This is a genomic window from Leucobacter sp. MMO-125, assembly GCF_037148395.1.
Lineage (GTDB): Bacteria > Actinomycetota > Actinomycetes > Actinomycetales > Microbacteriaceae > Leucobacter.
Genome location: NZ_JBBCTL010000001.1, coordinates 685,585 through 700,770, shown reverse-complemented (window position 1 = coordinate 700,770; position 15,186 = coordinate 685,585). Strand labels below are relative to the sequence as shown.

The 15,186-nt window shown below is 67.5% G+C and carries 13 protein-coding genes; all 13 read left to right on the top strand.

Features of this window, described 5'->3' with window-relative positions; translation table 11 throughout:
* The first annotated feature begins 18 nt into the window (after positions 1–18).
* The 13 genes from WFI54_RS03160 (at position 19) to WFI54_RS03100 (ending at position 15,070) form a co-directional block, all read left to right on the top strand.
* Positions 19–672, top strand: a complete 654-nt coding sequence (locus tag WFI54_RS03160) for a GntR family transcriptional regulator (protein ID WP_336651649.1) — start codon at positions 19–21, stop codon at positions 670–672.
* On the top strand, positions 669–2,207 hold the full coding sequence (locus tag WFI54_RS03155) for an MmgE/PrpD family protein (RefSeq protein ID WP_336651336.1): 1,539 nt from the start codon (positions 669–671) through the stop codon (positions 2,205–2,207). The genes WFI54_RS03160 and WFI54_RS03155 overlap by 4 nt, the downstream gene beginning before the upstream one ends.
* Positions 2,207–3,118 (top strand): methylisocitrate lyase, encoded by a 912-nt coding sequence (prpB, locus tag WFI54_RS03150; protein WP_336651335.1) that lies wholly within the window; start codon positions 2,207–2,209, stop codon positions 3,116–3,118. Before WFI54_RS03155 ends, prpB begins: the two co-directional genes overlap by 1 nt.
* A gap of 46 nt (positions 3,119–3,164) precedes the next feature.
* Positions 3,165–4,352, top strand: coding sequence for a bifunctional 2-methylcitrate synthase/citrate synthase (locus WFI54_RS03145; RefSeq protein ID WP_336651334.1), 1,188 nt, complete (start codon positions 3,165–3,167; stop codon positions 4,350–4,352).
* Positions 4,353–4,423: 71 nt separating this feature from the next.
* The gene (locus tag WFI54_RS03140; protein WP_336651333.1) at positions 4,424–5,200 is read left to right on the top strand and encodes an enoyl-CoA hydratase; all 777 of its coding nucleotides are present in this window, start codon (positions 4,424–4,426) and stop codon (positions 5,198–5,200) included.
* Between the two features lie 149 nt (positions 5,201–5,349).
* On the top strand, positions 5,350–6,423 hold the full coding sequence (gene argC, locus WFI54_RS03135) for an N-acetyl-gamma-glutamyl-phosphate reductase (protein WP_336651332.1): 1,074 nt from the start codon (positions 5,350–5,352) through the stop codon (positions 6,421–6,423).
* 163 nt (positions 6,424–6,586) lie between these two features.
* A complete protein-coding gene (argJ, locus tag WFI54_RS03130; RefSeq protein WP_336651331.1) occupies positions 6,587–7,765 on the top strand; it encodes a bifunctional glutamate N-acetyltransferase/amino-acid acetyltransferase ArgJ in 1,179 nt (392 codons plus the stop codon).
* Between the two features lie 7 nt (positions 7,766–7,772).
* The gene (gene argB, locus WFI54_RS03125; protein ID WP_336651330.1) at positions 7,773–8,675 is read left to right on the top strand and encodes an acetylglutamate kinase; all 903 of its coding nucleotides are present in this window, start codon (positions 7,773–7,775) and stop codon (positions 8,673–8,675) included.
* Between the two features lie 100 nt (positions 8,676–8,775).
* Positions 8,776–9,480 (top strand): HAD family hydrolase, encoded by a 705-nt coding sequence (locus WFI54_RS03120; RefSeq protein WP_336651329.1) that lies wholly within the window; start codon positions 8,776–8,778, stop codon positions 9,478–9,480.
* Positions 9,477–12,014: a glycoside hydrolase family 65 protein gene (locus tag WFI54_RS03115; protein ID WP_336651328.1), complete on the top strand. Its 2,538-nt coding sequence runs from the start codon at positions 9,477–9,479 to the stop codon at positions 12,012–12,014. The genes WFI54_RS03120 and WFI54_RS03115 overlap by 4 nt, the downstream gene beginning before the upstream one ends.
* Positions 12,015–12,170: 156 nt before the next feature.
* Positions 12,171–12,491 carry a ferredoxin gene (gene fdxA / locus WFI54_RS03110; RefSeq protein ID WP_024356322.1) on the top strand — a complete coding sequence of 107 codons (321 nt, stop codon included), beginning with the start codon at positions 12,171–12,173 and terminating at the stop codon, positions 12,489–12,491.
* A gap of 4 nt (positions 12,492–12,495) precedes the next feature.
* On the top strand, positions 12,496–13,608 hold the full coding sequence (gene dapC, locus WFI54_RS03105; RefSeq protein ID WP_336651327.1) for a succinyldiaminopimelate transaminase: 1,113 nt from the start codon (positions 12,496–12,498) through the stop codon (positions 13,606–13,608).
* Positions 13,609–13,771: 163 nt separating this feature from the next.
* Positions 13,772–15,070 (top strand): citrate synthase, encoded by a 1,299-nt coding sequence (locus WFI54_RS03100; RefSeq protein ID WP_336651326.1) that lies wholly within the window; start codon positions 13,772–13,774, stop codon positions 15,068–15,070.
* Positions 15,071–15,186 lie beyond the last annotated feature (116 nt).

Sequence of the window (15,186 nt, the reverse complement as noted above, 5' to 3'; positions counted from 1 at the left end):
GGGGTGAGTGAGCAGCCGATTCGCGCGAGCGACCGGGCCTATGCGGCCCTGCTGGAGGAGATCCAGAGCGGCGCACTGCCCCCGGGTACCGTGATCGGCGAGGTCGAGCAGGCCGAGCGCGTCGGTGTGAGCCGCACTCCGATGCGCGAGGCGATCCGCCGTCTCTCGGCCGAGGGGCTCGTGCGACAGCAATCGCCCCGGGTGCTTGTCGTCTCCGGCTTCGACGCCGCCGACATCCGGGCGCTCTTTGAGGCGCGCCGTGCTCTCGAAGAGACCGCGGCACGGCTCGCCGCCCAGCGTGGAGAGCGCTCCGCCTTCGCAGCGCTCGCCGCTGCCTTCGATCGCGCGCACCCCGAGGCAGGAGCACTCGCCGCCGACGACTACTACGCCCTTATCGCCCGCTTCGACGCGGAACTCGACGCCGCCGTTGACAATGCTTACCTCGTTAGTGCGCTGCGCACGATCCGCACCCACCTTGCCCGTGCGCGTCGCCTCGCCCGCGACAACCGCGACCGCCTCGCCGCATCGGTCTCCGAACACGCCCTGATCGCCGAGGCGATCTCCCGCGGCGACGCCGAGCTTGCCGCGCACGCCACCCACGTGCACCTGCACCACGCCCTCAGCTCGATCCTGCACTCAATCGATCCGCCGTCCCCGGAAGGAACGCCATGACCGTCACCCATCACGTCCGCGTCTACAAGAGCGAAGAAGAGCTGCCCCGCGATCAGCAGCTCGCCTGGAAGATCGCCGAGGTCGCAGCCGACCCCGTGGAGGTCGAGCCCGAGGTCGTCGACATGATCGTCAACCGCATCATCGACAACGCCTCTGTCGCTGCCGCGTCCCTCACACGCGCACCGATCGTCGCAGCGCGCGCCCAGGCGCTCTCGCACCCCGTCTCGACCGGGGGAGCCGGAGCCACGATTTTCGGCCTGCCCATGACCGGAGCAGCCGCCAAGCTCACGAGCCCCGAGTGGGCCGCCTGGGCGAACGGTGTGGCCGTGCGCGAACTCGACTACCACGACACCTTCCTCGCCGCGGAGTACTCCCACCCCGGCGACAACATCCCGCCGATCCTCGCCGTTGCACAGCACGTCGGTGCCGACGGCGCGGCGCTGATTCGCGGTATCGCCACCGGCTACGAGATTCAGATGGACCTCGTGCGCGCGATGTGCCTCCACAAGCACAAGATCGACCACGTCGCCCACCTCGGCCCCTCGGCTGCGGCAGGCATCGGCACCCTGCTCGGCCTCGACGTCCCCACCATCGCGCAGGCCGTCGCCCAGGGCCTGCACACCACGACCGCCACGCGCCAGAGCCGCAAGGGAGAGATCTCCACCTGGAAGGCCCACGCTCCCGCGTTCGCGGGCAAGATGGCGGTCGAGGCGGTCGACCGCGCCATGCGCGGTCAGACCTCGCCGAACCCCATCTACGAGGGTGAAGACGGAGTCATCGCGTGGATGCTCGACGGCCCCGATGCTTCCTACGAGGTGCCGCTGCCAGCGGCAGGCGAGCCGAAGCGCGCGATCCTCGACAGCTACACCAAGGAACACTCCGCCGAGTACCAGGCTCAGGCCTGGATCGACCTCGCCCGCAAGCTGCACCGTGAGCGCCCCGATCTCGCCGACCCGGCGAACGTCACCGCCATCGTGCTGCACACGAGCCACCACACCCACTACGTCATCGGATCCGGCGCAAACGACCCTCAGAAGTACGACCCGCAGGCCTCCCGGGAGACCCTCGACCACTCGATCCCGTACATCTTCGCCGTCGCGCTGCAGGACGGCGGTTGGCACCACGTCGACTCCTACACCCCCGAGCGGGCAGGCCGCCCCGACACGGTCGAGCTGTGGCACAAGGTCACCACGGCCGAAGACGCCGAGTGGACGCGCCGCTACCACTCGGAGGATCCGGACGAGAAGTCCTTCGGTGGTCGTGTCGAGATCGAGCTCGCCGACGGCACCAGGATCGTCGACGAGATCGCCGTCGCCGACGCCCACCCGCTGGGCGCGCGCCCCTTCGCCCGCGAACAGTACGTCGCGAAGTTCCGCCTGCTCGCCGAGCCGGTGCTTGACGCCGCCGAGATCGACCGCTTCCTCGACCTCGTCCAGCGCCTACCCGAGCTCACCGCCGCCGAGGTGCGCGCGCTGAACATCATTGCACGACCCGGCGTGATCGATCTCGCCGCCGCACCGAAGGGGCTGTTCTGATGCTGTACGCCACCACCACCCCGGCCGAGAAGCGCCGTCATTTCCGCGAGCGGCTCGCCAGCGGCGAACTGCTGCGTTTCCCCGGCGCCTTCAACCCGCTCTCGGCTCGCCTCATCGAGCGCAAGGGCTTCGACGGCGTCTACATCTCGGGTGCCGTGCTCTCCGCCGATCTCGGGCTGCCCGACATCGGCCTCACCACGCTCACCGAGGTCGCCGGGCGGTCCCAGCAGATCGCCCGCATGACCGAACTGCCCGCGATCGTCGACGCCGATACCGGCTTCGGCGAGCCCATGAACGTGGCGCGCACGATCCAGACCCTCGAAGACGCAGGCCTCGCCGGAACTCACATCGAGGATCAGGTGAACCCGAAGCGCTGCGGCCATCTCGACAACAAGTCGGTGGTCGACGAGGCCACCGCGACGAAGCGCATCCGTGCAGCCGTCGACGCGCGCCGCGATCCGAATTTCCTCATTATGGCGCGCACCGACATCCGCGCCACCGCGGAGGGCCGGGCGGGGCTTGACGCAGCGGTCGACCGGGCGAAGGCCCTCGTCGACGCCGGCGCCGACGCGATCTTCCCCGAGGCGATGCGCACCCTGGAAGAGTTCGAGGCGATGCGGAAGGCGCTCGACGTGCCGATCCTCGCGAACATGACCGAGTTCGGCAAGAGCGAGCTGTTCTCCTCGCAGCAACTCGCCGATATCGGCGTGAACATCGTGATCTGGCCGGTATCGATGCTGCGGATCGCGATGGGCGCGACCGGCCGGGCGCTCGACACACTGAACCAGGAGGGGCACCTCACCTCGAAACTCGACGAGATGCAGCACCGAGCCGAGCTGTACGAGCTCATCGACTACGAGGGCTACAACCACTTCGACACCAGCGTCTTCAACTTCACGGTCGAGCGCTAGCGCCGGGCGCATCACTTCCCAGCAGAGCATGAGCAAAGGAGCCATCATGACCGATCCCGATATCAGGAAGGGCCTCGCGGGTGTCGTAGCCGACGTCACCGCCGTCTCGAAGGTCAACCCAGAGACGAACAGTCTGCTGTACCGCGGCTACCCGGTGCAGGAGCTCGCCGCGACCCAGCCCTTCGAGGCCGTCGCCTACCTGCTCTGGAACGGTGAGCTGCCGACCCCGCATCAGCTGGCCGAGCTCCGGACACTCGAGCGCGAGCACCGAGCTCTCCCCGGCGAGGTGCGGGCGGCCATCGATCTGCTGCCGCTCAAAGCTCATCCGATGGACGAGGTGCGTACGGCGGTGAGCGTGATCGGTGCCCTCGATACGGCCGGCTCAGGTTCGGTGCTCGATGCCTCGGGCAGCCCCGAACAGAACCTTGACCGCTCGATCCGGCTCTACGCGGTGCTGCCCGCGATCGTCGCCTACGGGCAGCGCCGTCGCCGCGGACAGGGGCTCGTGGAGCCCCGGGACGATCTCGACTACGCTGCGAACTTTCTCTGGATGACCTTCGGTGAGGACCCCCACGAGACGGTGGTCGACGCCTTCAACCGCTCGATGGTGCTGTATGCCGAGCACTCCTTCAACGCGTCGACGTTTACCGCTCGGGTGGTCGCCTCGACGCTTTCCGACCTGTACTCCGCAGTCGTGGCCGCGATCGGCGCCCTTAAGGGGCCCCTGCACGGCGGCGCGAACGAGGCCGTGCTGCACATTATGAACGAGATCGGCGACGCCGCGAACGTGGTGCCGTGGCTCGACCGTGCGCTCGCCGAGAAGCGTAAGATCATGGGCTTCGGGCACCGGGTCTACAAGAAGGGCGATTCGCGCGTCCCCACGATGAAGGCGGCGCTCGACACGCTCGTCGAGCACTACGACCGCGCCGACGTGGCTGAACTCTACGAGGCGCTCGAACGGGAGTTCGTGTCGCGCAAGGGGATCTACCCCAATTTGGACTATCCCTCGGGCCCGGCCTACAACCTCATGGGCTTCGACACGCTCACCTTCACGCCGCTCTTCATCGCGTCGCGCGTCACCGGTTGGACAGCGCACATCATGGAGCAGGCGGCCTCGAATGCGCTGATCCGCCCTCTCTCCGCCTACAACGGACCCGAGGAACGTCACATCGCGGGATACGTGCCGAGCAAGGAGGAGCTTGCGGCGGCGGAGCGTGCCGCCGAAGCCGACTGAGCGGCCGCGGTAACGTGGGGGAGGAGCCAGAACGGGATCCTCGACGGGGCCAGCCGAGCAAGGGAGCAGCGATGACCGAATACACGACGATCAAGACCGAGACGCAGGGGCGGGTTGCCACCATCACCCTGCACCGGCCTGAGGCGCTTAATGCCCTCAACTCGACGCTGGTGCGTGAGCTGATCGAGGCGGCACTCGCCTTCGATGCCGATCCCGGCATCGGCGCGATCGTGATCACAGGTTCGGAAAAGGCGTTCGCGGCGGGGGCCGACATCAAGGAGATGGCGGATCGCGGCTACGCCGACATGTTCCTGGGCGGGCCGTTCCCGGGGTGGGGTGGCTTCGAGCGTATGCGCACGCCCGTGATCGCCGCGGTCGCCGGTTTCGCGCTCGGCGGTGGTTGCGAGCTTGCGATGATGTGCGACATCATCATTGCCGCCGACACCGCGAAGTTCGGCCAGCCCGAGATCAACTTGGGGGTGCTGCCAGGGTTCGGTGGGTCGCAGCGCCTGCCGCGCGCGATCGGCAAGTACAAGGCAGCCGAGATGGTGCTGACGGGCCGCATGATGGGTGCCGAGGAGGCGGATCGCGCCGGTCTCGTGTCACGCGTGGTGCCCGCAGCTGAGCTGCTTGCCGAGGCCGCGCAGACGGCGGAGACGATTGCGTCGAAGTCGCTGCCGGCGGTATACGCCGCGAAGGAGGCGTTGCAGGTGGCGCAGGAGACGCCGCTCGCTGAGGGGCTGCGGTTCGAGCGCCAGGCCTTTGCGGCCGCCTTCGCTACTGACGATCAGAAAGAGGGGATGCGGGCCTTTACCGAGAAGCGCGCCGCCGAGTTCAAGCACCGTTGAGCTGCTGCGGGCAGCACGGAGCACACCGGGCAGCGCTGAGTGCGCCGGTCAGCGCTGAGTGCGCCGGTCAAGGTGGGGAGCGTCGGGTAGGGCGGAGCGCGCCGCTGCGCGAGGTGCCAGAATAGACGGGTAACGACGGAGGGTGCGAGATGACGTATTCAGTGGCTGTGGCCGGGGCGAGCGGGTACGCCGGAGGCGAGCTGCTGCGCCTGCTGGCTGCGCACCCTGAGTTTGAGATTCGCACGGTCACGGGGCACTCCACAGCGGGGCGCCCGCTCATCGAATCGCAGCCGCATCTGCGCTCACTGGCGCACTTCGTGCTCCAGCCGACCGAGCCGGCAGTGCTCGACGGCCACGATGTCGTCTTTTTCGCCCTGCCGCATGGCGCCTCGGGGGCGCTCACCGCGCAACTGCGCGATGTGCGCCTCGTCATTGACTGCGGTGCCGATCACCGCCTCACCGACGCCGCCGACTGGGCCGCGTTCTACGGCGGCGAACACCACGGCGCCTGGGAGTACGGAGTGCCCGAGCTCATCAAAGCCGAGCTCGCGGCAGACGGCACCCCGATCTGGACACGCCAGCGCGAATATCTCGCAGCTGCGACGCGCATCGCGGCACCCGGCTGCAACGCCTCGACGGTGGCCTTGTCGCTCGCTCCCGGTATCGCCGCCGGTGTCATTGAGCCGCGCGACATTGTGAGCGTGCTCGCCGTGGGGCCGAGCGGCGCAGGAAAGGCCGCGAAAACACACTTGCTGGGTGCCGAGCTGATGGGCACCGCGAACCCCTACGCCGTCGGCGGCACGCACCGGCACATCCCGGAGATTCGGCAGGCGCTGCGCGGGGCGGGCGCCGCGGTCGAACCCAGCATCAGCTTCACGCCCGTGCTCGTGCCGATGAGCCGTGGGATTCTCGCGACCTCGACCGCCCGGCTTGCCCCCGGCGTCACCGCACAGCAGGTGCGCAGCGCCTGGGAAGATGCCTACACCGCCGAGCCCTTCGTGCAGCTGTTGCCCGAGGGGGTCTTTCCGCGCACCGCCGACACGCTCGGCGCCAATACCTGCCTCATGGGCCTCGCGGTCGATGAGGCAGCGGGTCGCGTGGTGGTGGTGGCCGCCCTCGACAATCTCGCGAAGGGCACCGCTGGCGCCGCGATCCAGTCGGCGAACATCGCCCTCGGCATCCCCGAGACCACTGGCCTGTCGGTGAACGGCGTCGCCCCGTGACCATCAACCGCGCCGAAAGGCGGGTTTCGCACGAGCACCCCGCGATCCGCATGCAATATCAGCCGTTCGGCGGGATTCTGAGCGGGCAACAGGGTCGCGACCTTGCGAGGCTCGCTTGCAGAGCCGGCCAACACACATCAGCGCAGCAGCAGAAGGAGCAATAGTGAGCGTCACCGCACCCCAGGGCTTTGCCTCGGCGGGCATCGCCGTCGGCCTGAAGAGCACCGGCAAGCCCGACCTCGCCCTCGTCGTCAACAACGGGCCCGAGCGAGCTTCTGCCGTGGTGTTCACGAGTAACCGCGCGCAGGCGAACCCCATTCTGTGGAGCCGCAAGGTCGCGCAGAACGGCCCCGCACGCGCCATCATCCTCAACTCGGGTGGTGCGAACTGCTTCACCGGCGACTTCGGCTACGAGACCACCAGGCTCACGGCTGAGGCCGTCGCCGCTGCGCTCGGCGCGGCTCAGCTCGATACCGACACCGTCGACGCCGAGCAGATCCTCGTCTGCTCCACGGGTCTCATCGGCACCGGCGACCAGGCCTTTCGCGACAAGATCGTGAACAATGTGCCCGCGCTCGTCGCCGCGCTCGCCGCCGACGACACCACGGCGCCCGCCGCGATCCTCACCACCGACTCAGTCGAAAAGACCGCCGTGCACACGGGCGACGGCTGGACCATCGGCGCGATGGCGAAGGGCGCCGGAATGCTCGCGCCGGGCCTCGCCACAATGCTCGTGGTGATCACCACCGATGCGCTGCTCGACGACGACGCGCTCGACCGGGCGCTGCGCCGTGCCACGGGCGCGAGTTTCGACAGGCTCGACAGCGACGGCTGCATGTCGACGAACGATCAGGTGACGCTGCTCGCCAGCGGCGCTTCAGGCGTGGTGCCCGAAGAGGAAACCTTCGCCAATGCCCTCGCTGCGGTCTGCGACAGTCTCGCCGCACAGCTCCAGGCCGACGCTGAGGGGGCGAGCCACGACATCGACATCGAGGTGCGTGGCGCTGCGAGCGTGGCCGACGCGCTCGAGGTGGGCCGTTCGGTGGCCCGCAACAACCTGTTCAAGGCGGCGATTTTCGGCAACGACCCGAACTGGGGCCGCGTGCTCGCCGCGATCGGCACCACCGAGGCGGCCTTCGACCCCTATCAAGTCGACGTGAGCTTCAACGGAGTGCGCCTCTGCCACGCCGGCGGCCCCGATCGCCCCGTCGAGGAGTGCGATCTGACGCCTCGCCGCACGCACGTCGAGATCGATCTCTTCTCGGGCGATCACACGGCTACGATCCGCACCAACGATCTCACGCACGAATACGTGCACGAGAACTCGGCGTACTCAAGTTAGGCAGCGCATGACCACCACCACGAGAACCCTCGACCACGAGCAGGCTGCAGGCAAGGCCCAGGTGCTCATCGAGTCGCTGCCGTGGCTGAAGAAGTTCCGCGGCAAGATCATGGTGATCAAGTTCGGCGGCAATGCGATGATCGACGACGCCCTGATGGCGGCGTTCGCCGAGGATGTTGTGTATCTGCGGCACACCGGCATCATGCCTGTCGTGGTGCACGGCGGTGGCCCGCAGATCAACGCGATGCTGGCGCGGCTCGGCATCGAGAGTGAGTTCAAGGGCGGCTACCGCGTCACGACGCCTGAGACGATGGACGTGGTGCGCATGGTGCTCACCGGCAAGGTGAACCCCGAGCTCGTCGACGAGATCAACGCGCACGGGCCGCTCGCCGCGGGCACCACTGGTGAGGATGCGGGGCTGTTCATCGGCCGCCGCCGCCCACCTGTCGACGTCGATGGTGAGCGTGTCGATTTGGGGCTGGTCGGCGATGTGATCGATGTGCGTCCCGAGCCGGTGCTGGCGCTGCTCGAAGCCGGTCTGATCCCGGTGGTGTCGTCGATCGCGCCGGATGTCGATCACCCCGGCGACTCGCTCAATGTGAACGCTGATGCTGCCGCGTCTGCGCTCGCGGCGGCGCTCGGTGCCGAGAAGCTTGTCATTCTCACCGATGTTGCTGGCCTCTACGCGAACTGGCCCGACCGCGACTCTCTCGTGTCGAGCATCACGACGAGCGAGCTTGAGCAGCTGCTGCCCTCGCTCGAGAGCGGCATGATCCCGAAGATGCGTGCCTGCCTTGATGCGGTGCGCGGCGGCGTGCCGAAGGCCGCGATCATTGACGGTCGCGAACCGCATTCGGTGCTGCTCGAGATTTTCACGGAGCGCGGCATCGGCACGGAGGTCACCCCGTAGCCTTCATGTCGAGGCTGGTAGTGTTTTTCGCATTCCAGCGATACTTCGTACAGGCGCTGCTGGCGGGGTCGCAGAAGTAGTTTCCGGGAGGGCAATTCGCTTGATCGACCGATACGACGCCTATCTGTTTGACCTTGACGGGGTCATCACGCCGACAGTCGAACTGCACATGCGGGCCTGGGCCGAAACCTTCAACAGCTTGTTCTCGGCACTGGGGCAGGCGCCGTACCGCGAGAGCGACTACTACGAATCGCTCGACGGCCGGCCCCGCTTCGAGGGGGTGGCGGCCCTGTTGCGGGCGCGCGGCATCGTGCTGCCCGAGGGTGAGCCCGGAGATGACGGCTTCGGCAGCGTGATCGGAGTGGGCAACCGCAAGAATCGGGTGTTCACCGAGGTGCTGCAGCGTGACGGCATTGCCCCGTACCCCGGGTCGCTGCGGCTGCTCGACAGGCTGGCCGGGCTGGGTCGCCCGCTTGCGGTGGTGTCGAGCTCGCGCAATGCGGAGGCGGTGCTGCGTGCAGCGGGGCTGCGGGATCGTTTCGAAGCCGTGGTCGACGGGGTTGTTGCCGAGCGTGAAGGGTTGCCGGGGAAGCCCGCGCCAGACACCTTCCTGTGGGGTGCTGAGCTGCTGGGTGCCGACCCGGAGCGCACTGCCGTGTTCGAGGATGCCGCCTCGGGTGTCGCTGCGGCGCGCGCGGGACGCTTCGGCCTAGTGGTGGGGGTGGATCGCGGCGCTGGTGCAGCGATGCTTACTGAGGCGGGTGCAGATCTCGTGGTTGCCGATCTTGAGGAGCTGGTGCGATGACCCCTGAACTCTTCGACATTCCCGTTGAGGATCTGCACCGCGATTTCGGCGAGGATCCGTGGCGGCTGGTGGTGCGCGGCATCGATGGTTCGCTCGCGGCTGAGGATGAGACCCTGTTCTCGCTGGCGAATGGCTATCTGGGTCTGCGCGGCAATCATGAGGAGGGGCTGCCGCTCGGCAGTCACGGCACCTTCATCAACGGTCTGCATGAGACGTGGCGGATCCGCCACGCCGAAAACGCCTACGGTTTTGCCGAGCACGGGCAGACAATCGTGAACGCGCCCGATGTGAAGACGATCCGCATCTATGTTGATGATGAGCGGCTCAACCTCGAATCGTCAGAGATTCTCGATGTGCAGCGCGTGCTCGATCTGCGCGCGGGCACCCTCACCCGCACGCTGCTGTGGCTGACCCCCACGGGCAAGCGGGTGCGTGTGGAGACGCGGCGCATGGTGTCGTTCGCGTCACGGCACCTCGCGACGATCGAGATGCGCGTCACGGTGCTCGATGCCGACGCGGATCTCACCATCTCCAGCCTCATCATCAACCGGCAGGATCTGCGGCGCGTGCGTGCCGAGAAGGAGGCCACGGGCATCGCGGATCCCCGCAAGAGCGAGCAGCTGACGGAGGAACGGATCCTCGACCCCGGCCCCGCCCGTCACGAGGGCGGCCGCAGCGTGCTGAGCTACCGGGTGCACGATTCGGGCATGACGATGGGAGTGGGGGTCGACCACGACTTCGACGGGGGCGACGCGAGCGAGTGGCAGACCCGCGTCGAGACCTCATCGGATCGGGTGCGGCACCTGTTCCAGGGCACCGCCAGGCAGGGGCGCACGGTGCGGCTCGTGAAGACGGCGGCCTACCACTCCTCGGCGACGGCGGGCCCGGAGGAACTGCTCGACCGCTGCGTGCACACGCTCGCGAAGGTCGCCACGGAACCCGCTGAGCTGCGGTGGCAGCGTCAGCGTGAGTTCCTTGACGCGTTTTGGGATCGCAGCGACGTGCAGGTCGAGGGGGAGCCGGGTGTGCAGCAGGCGATCCGCTGGAATCTGTTCCAGCTTGCTCAGGCTGCGGCGCGCGCCGACGGGCGCGGGATCCCCGCGAAGGGGCTGACAGGCTCGGGGTACAGCGGCCACTACTTCTGGGATTCTGAGATCTACGTGCTGCCGTTCTTGAGCTACACCACGCCGCTGTGGGCGCGCAACGCGCTGCGTTCGCGGGAGCGGATGCTCGATCAGGCGCGACGCCGCGCGGTCACGCTGAATGAGGACGGTGCGCTGTTCCCGTGGCGCACGATCAACGGCGAGGAGGCGAGCGCCTACTACGCCGCGGGCACCGCGGCCTATCACATCAACGCCGACATCACCTATGCGCTGGCGCGGTACGTCTTCGCAACGGGTGACTTTGAGTATCTGCTGTCGGGCGCATGTGACATTCCAGTCGAGACGGCGCGGCTGTGGCGCAGCCTCGGGTTCTGGCGCACGGATCGCGACGGGGTGCGACGCTTTCACATTCACGGGGTGACCGGGCCCGACGAGTACACGACAGTGGTGAACGACAACCTCTTCACCAACGTTATGGCGCGCTTCAATCTGCGTGTCGCTGCGCAGATGGTGCGCCGTCTCGAACAGGAGGCGCCGGAGGTCTACGCCGGCCTGGTCGACCGACTGCACCTCACCCCCGAAGAGGTGGAGGCGTGGGAGGATGCGGCCGACGCGATGTGCGTGCCCTACTCGGATGAGATGGGCATCCACCCGCAGGACGCCCACTTCCTTGACCGCGAGGTGTGGGATCTCGCGGCGACGCCGCCCGAGCAGAAGCCGCTGCTGCTGCACTTCCACCCGCTCGTGATCTACCGCTTCCAGGTGCTCAAGCAGGCCGATGTGGTGCTGGCCCTGCTGCTCGCGGGCGACGAGTTCACCCGAGCTGAGAAGCTGCGCGATTTCGAGTACTACGACGCGCTCACCACGGGGGATTCGACGCTTTCGGCGGTGGTGCAGTCGATCATCGCAGCAGAGGTGGGCTACCCCGAGCTGGCCTACCGCTACTTCGAGCACGCGCTGCGCGTCGACCTCGATGATCTGCACCGCAACTCTGCAGACGGGGTGCATATCGCCTCCACCGGCGGCGTCTGGATGACGCTCGTGCAGGGCTTCGCAGGGATGCGCGACTCCGCAGGGCGGCAGCTCGCCTTCGATCCGCGGCTACCGGTGCACTGGGATGCGTTGCGGTTCAAACTGGTGTGGCGCGGGTGCCGGATCGCGGTCGAGCTGCGACAGGATCGCATCGCTTTCGACATGATCGAGGGTGAGGAGCCCGTTGCGGTGACCGTGCGCGGTGAGCGCGTCGAGATCGCACCCGGCGTGCGCCAGGAGGTGGCCCTTGCTAACCAGGGCCCCGATCTCGGCCCGTTCCGTGGGCTTTCGGCCGGCATGCTGCCGCGCGAGGGCGACACCGGTGTGCTGCCGCCGCTGTACCCCGATCTGCCCACCGTCACCACTGAGATTCCCACACGCGACTCCTTCGATCTCTGAGCGCGGCAGGCCAGGGCGGCGACCCGGCGGGGGATAGGATAGGTGCGTTACGAGCCGAGTGAAGACGGTCGGCTGAGGCGAATGGTGATCCATCGCCGTTCGACCGCCGTGGCGAGCGCCGCGGCCTGATGGAGTGCAACGAAAGGTAGGGGCATCGTGACCTATGTGATCGCTCTTCCGTGCGTCGACGTGAAGGATCGTGCCTGCGTCGATGAGTGCCCGGTCGACTGCATCTACGAGGGCGAACGTTCGCTCTACATTCACCCCGACGAGTGCGTCGACTGCGGTGCGTGCGAGCCGGTCTGCCCCGTCGAGGCCATCTACTACGAAGATGACCTCCCCGAGGAGTGGGCCGACTACTACAAGGCCAACGTCGAGTTCTTCGACGAGATCGGCTCGCCCGGCGGGGCGGCGAAGGTCGGTGTCTACGACTTCGATCACCCGATCATCGCGGCGCTGCCGCCGCAGGGCGAGTAGTCGCATGCGCGGCCCGCTTCCCGAATACCCCTGGGACGCGATGGCGCCCTACGCCGAGCAGGCGGCCGGCCACCCGGGCGGAGCGCTGAACCTCTCGGTGGGATCGCCCGTCGATCCGGCACCGCAGAGCGTGCGCGACGCGCTCGCCGCAGCCACTGACGCGCATGGCTACCCGGCTACCGCCGGCACTGCCGGGCTGCGCGAGGCGATCGCTGAGTGGTTCGCGCAGCGTCGCGGTGTGGCAGTCGAGCCTGCCGCGGTGCTGCCCACGGTGGGGTCAAAAGAACTCGTCGCCCTGATGCCATTCCTCTTGGGATTGGGCCCTGAGGAAGCCGTGGTGTTCCCCCGGATCGCCTATCCGAGTTACGCGATGGGGGCGGCGCTCGTGGGCGCTGAGGCGATCGCCGCCGACAACCCTGCCGAGTGGCCGGAACACACCCGCCTGGTCTGGGTCAACTCGCCCTCGAATCCCGATGGGCGCGTGCTCGACGTTGACGCGCTGCGGGCTGCCGTGGCGCGGGCGCGCGAACTTGGCGCTGTGATCGTCGGCGACGAGTGCTACGCCGAGTTCGGTTGGGAGTCGCCGTGGGATGCGGAGCGGATCCCCTCGATCCTCGATCCGCGCGTCGTGGGCGATGACCACCACGGTGTGCTCGCAGCGTACTCGCTCAGCAAGCAGTCGAATCTTGCGGGTTACCGTGCCGCATTCGTGGCCGGCGATCCTGAACTCATCGACCGCCTGCTGACCGTACGCAAACATGCCGGGCTGATGACGCCGGCACCGGTGCAGGCCGCGATGGTGGCCGCGCTCGCAGACGAAACGCATGTCGCAGAGCAGCGCGAGCGCTACCGCGCGCGACGCGAGGTGCTGCGGCCCGCGCTCGAGGCAGCGGGGTACCGGGTCGAGGGGAGCGAAGCGGGGCTGTACCTGTGGGTTACCCGCGATGCCGACGCCTGGGAAGCGGTGGCGGAGTTCGCCGCACTCGGCATCGTGGTGGGGCCGGGGCACTTTTACGGTGCTCATTCGGCCCGCCATGTGCGACTCGCCCTCACCGCGAGCGACGAGGCCATCGCGGCGGCGGCGCAGCGCATCCGCGAGGCGGCTTCGGGGGTCTGACCGGGCGCGCCGTCGAATCGCATTTTGTTCGACGTCAAGATATTCTAGGTGGCGGCACAGCGAAGCGACGGTGTGCACGTTCGCTCCCACGGAGCCGATAGGGTGATAAGAACGAAGGCGTCTACCCGATGCCTTTCCGTATGAGACCTCACGAGGAGACGACGTGACCGATTCGACTCAGCAGCAGGACCCGGCCACCGCCAAGCTCACCTTCCCTGGCGGGCAGGCAGAATTCCCGATCCTCGATTCGGTCGCCGGGCACTCGGCCATCGATCTCAGCACGCTCACCAAGCAGACGGGCTACACGGCCCTCGACTACGGCTTCGTGAACACCGCCTCCACGAAGTCGGGCATCACTTATATCGACGGCGAAGAAGGCGTGCTGCGCTACCGCGGCTATCCGATCGAGGAGCTCGCCCGCAACTCGACCTTCCTCGAGGTTGCCTACCTGCTCATTTACGGTGAGCTCCCCAGCTCCGACGAGCTCGCGGCCTTCGATGACGAGATCCGCCGTCACACGCTGCTGCACGAAGACATGCGTTACTACTTCGAGGGCGTGCCGCACACGGCGCACCCGATGGCGGTGCTCTCCGGTGGTCTGCAGACCATGTCGACCTACTACGAGAGCTCGCTTGACACCACGGTGCCCGAGTTCGTCGAGGTTAACACCATCCGTCTGCTCGCGAAGCTGCCCGTGCTCGCGGCGTACGCGCACAAGAAGTCGATCGGTCAGGCGTTCCTGTACCCCAAGAACTCGCTCGGCTTCGTCGAGAACTTCCTGCGTCTCAACTTTGGCAACAAGGCCGAAGACTACGAGATGAACCCGGTGCTGGTCGACGCGCTCGACAAGCTGCTCATTCTGCACGCCGATCACGAGCAGAACGCTTCGACTTCGACGGTGCGCCTTGTCGGTTCGACCGGCGCCAACATGTTCTCGTCGGTTTCGGCGGGCATCAACGCGCTCTCGGGCCCGCTGCATGGCGGCGCGAACGAGGCCGTGCTCGATATGCTCGCCCAGATCCGCGACTCCGGGCAAAGCGTCGAAACCTTCGTGGAGAAGGTTAAGCGCAAGGAAGACGGCGTCAAGCTGATGGGCTTCGGGCACCGCGTCTACAAGAACTACGATCCGCGGGCCCGCATTGTGAAGGAGAGCGCCAGCCGCGTGCTCGAAGAGCTGGGCGTCAACGATCCGCTGCTCGGCCTTGCGCAGGAGCTTGAGCAGATCGCGCTCGAAGACGACTACTTCAAGGAGCGCAAGCTCTACCCGAACGTCGACTTCTACACCGGCGTGATCTACAAGGCGATGGGCTTCCCCACGCGCATGTTCACGGTGCTGTTCGCTATCGGTCGTCTGCCCGGCTGGATCGCCCAGTGGCGCGAGGCCCGCGACGACGTACAGACCAAGATCGGCCGCCCTCAGCAGCTGTACACGGGTGCGCCGGAGCGCCACCTGGGTCGCTGATCGGCTGATCACGTAGGAGGCTCCCCGCCGAGCTCGCAGAGCTCGGCGGGGAGCCTCCTACGTATGCCTGACTTGATGCCGGCTTGCCTGGCTTGCCCGGGTCGTGCGCCGCGCCG

What these genes read in the sequence shown, in the direction of transcription:
- WFI54_RS03145 (WP_336651334.1), top strand. Translation starts at nt 3,165, where the DNA reads ATGACCGATCCCGATATCAGGAAGGGCCTCGCGGGTGTCGTAGCCGAC.
- prpB (WP_336651335.1), top strand. Translation starts at nt 2,207, where the DNA reads ATGCTGTACGCCACCACCACCCCGGCCGAGAAGCGCCGTCATTTCCGC.
- WFI54_RS03115 (WP_336651328.1), top strand. Translation starts at nt 9,477, where the DNA reads ATGACCCCTGAACTCTTCGACATTCCCGTTGAGGATCTGCACCGCGAT.
- argB (WP_336651330.1), top strand. Translation starts at nt 7,773, where the DNA reads ATGACCACCACCACGAGAACCCTCGACCACGAGCAGGCTGCAGGCAAG.
- dapC (WP_336651327.1), top strand. Translation starts at nt 12,496, where the DNA reads ATGCGCGGCCCGCTTCCCGAATACCCCTGGGACGCGATGGCGCCCTAC.
- WFI54_RS03155 (WP_336651336.1), top strand. Translation starts at nt 669, where the DNA reads ATGACCGTCACCCATCACGTCCGCGTCTACAAGAGCGAAGAAGAGCTG.
- argC (WP_336651332.1), top strand. Translation starts at nt 5,350, where the DNA reads ATGACGTATTCAGTGGCTGTGGCCGGGGCGAGCGGGTACGCCGGAGGC.
- WFI54_RS03140 (WP_336651333.1), top strand. Translation starts at nt 4,424, where the DNA reads ATGACCGAATACACGACGATCAAGACCGAGACGCAGGGGCGGGTTGCC.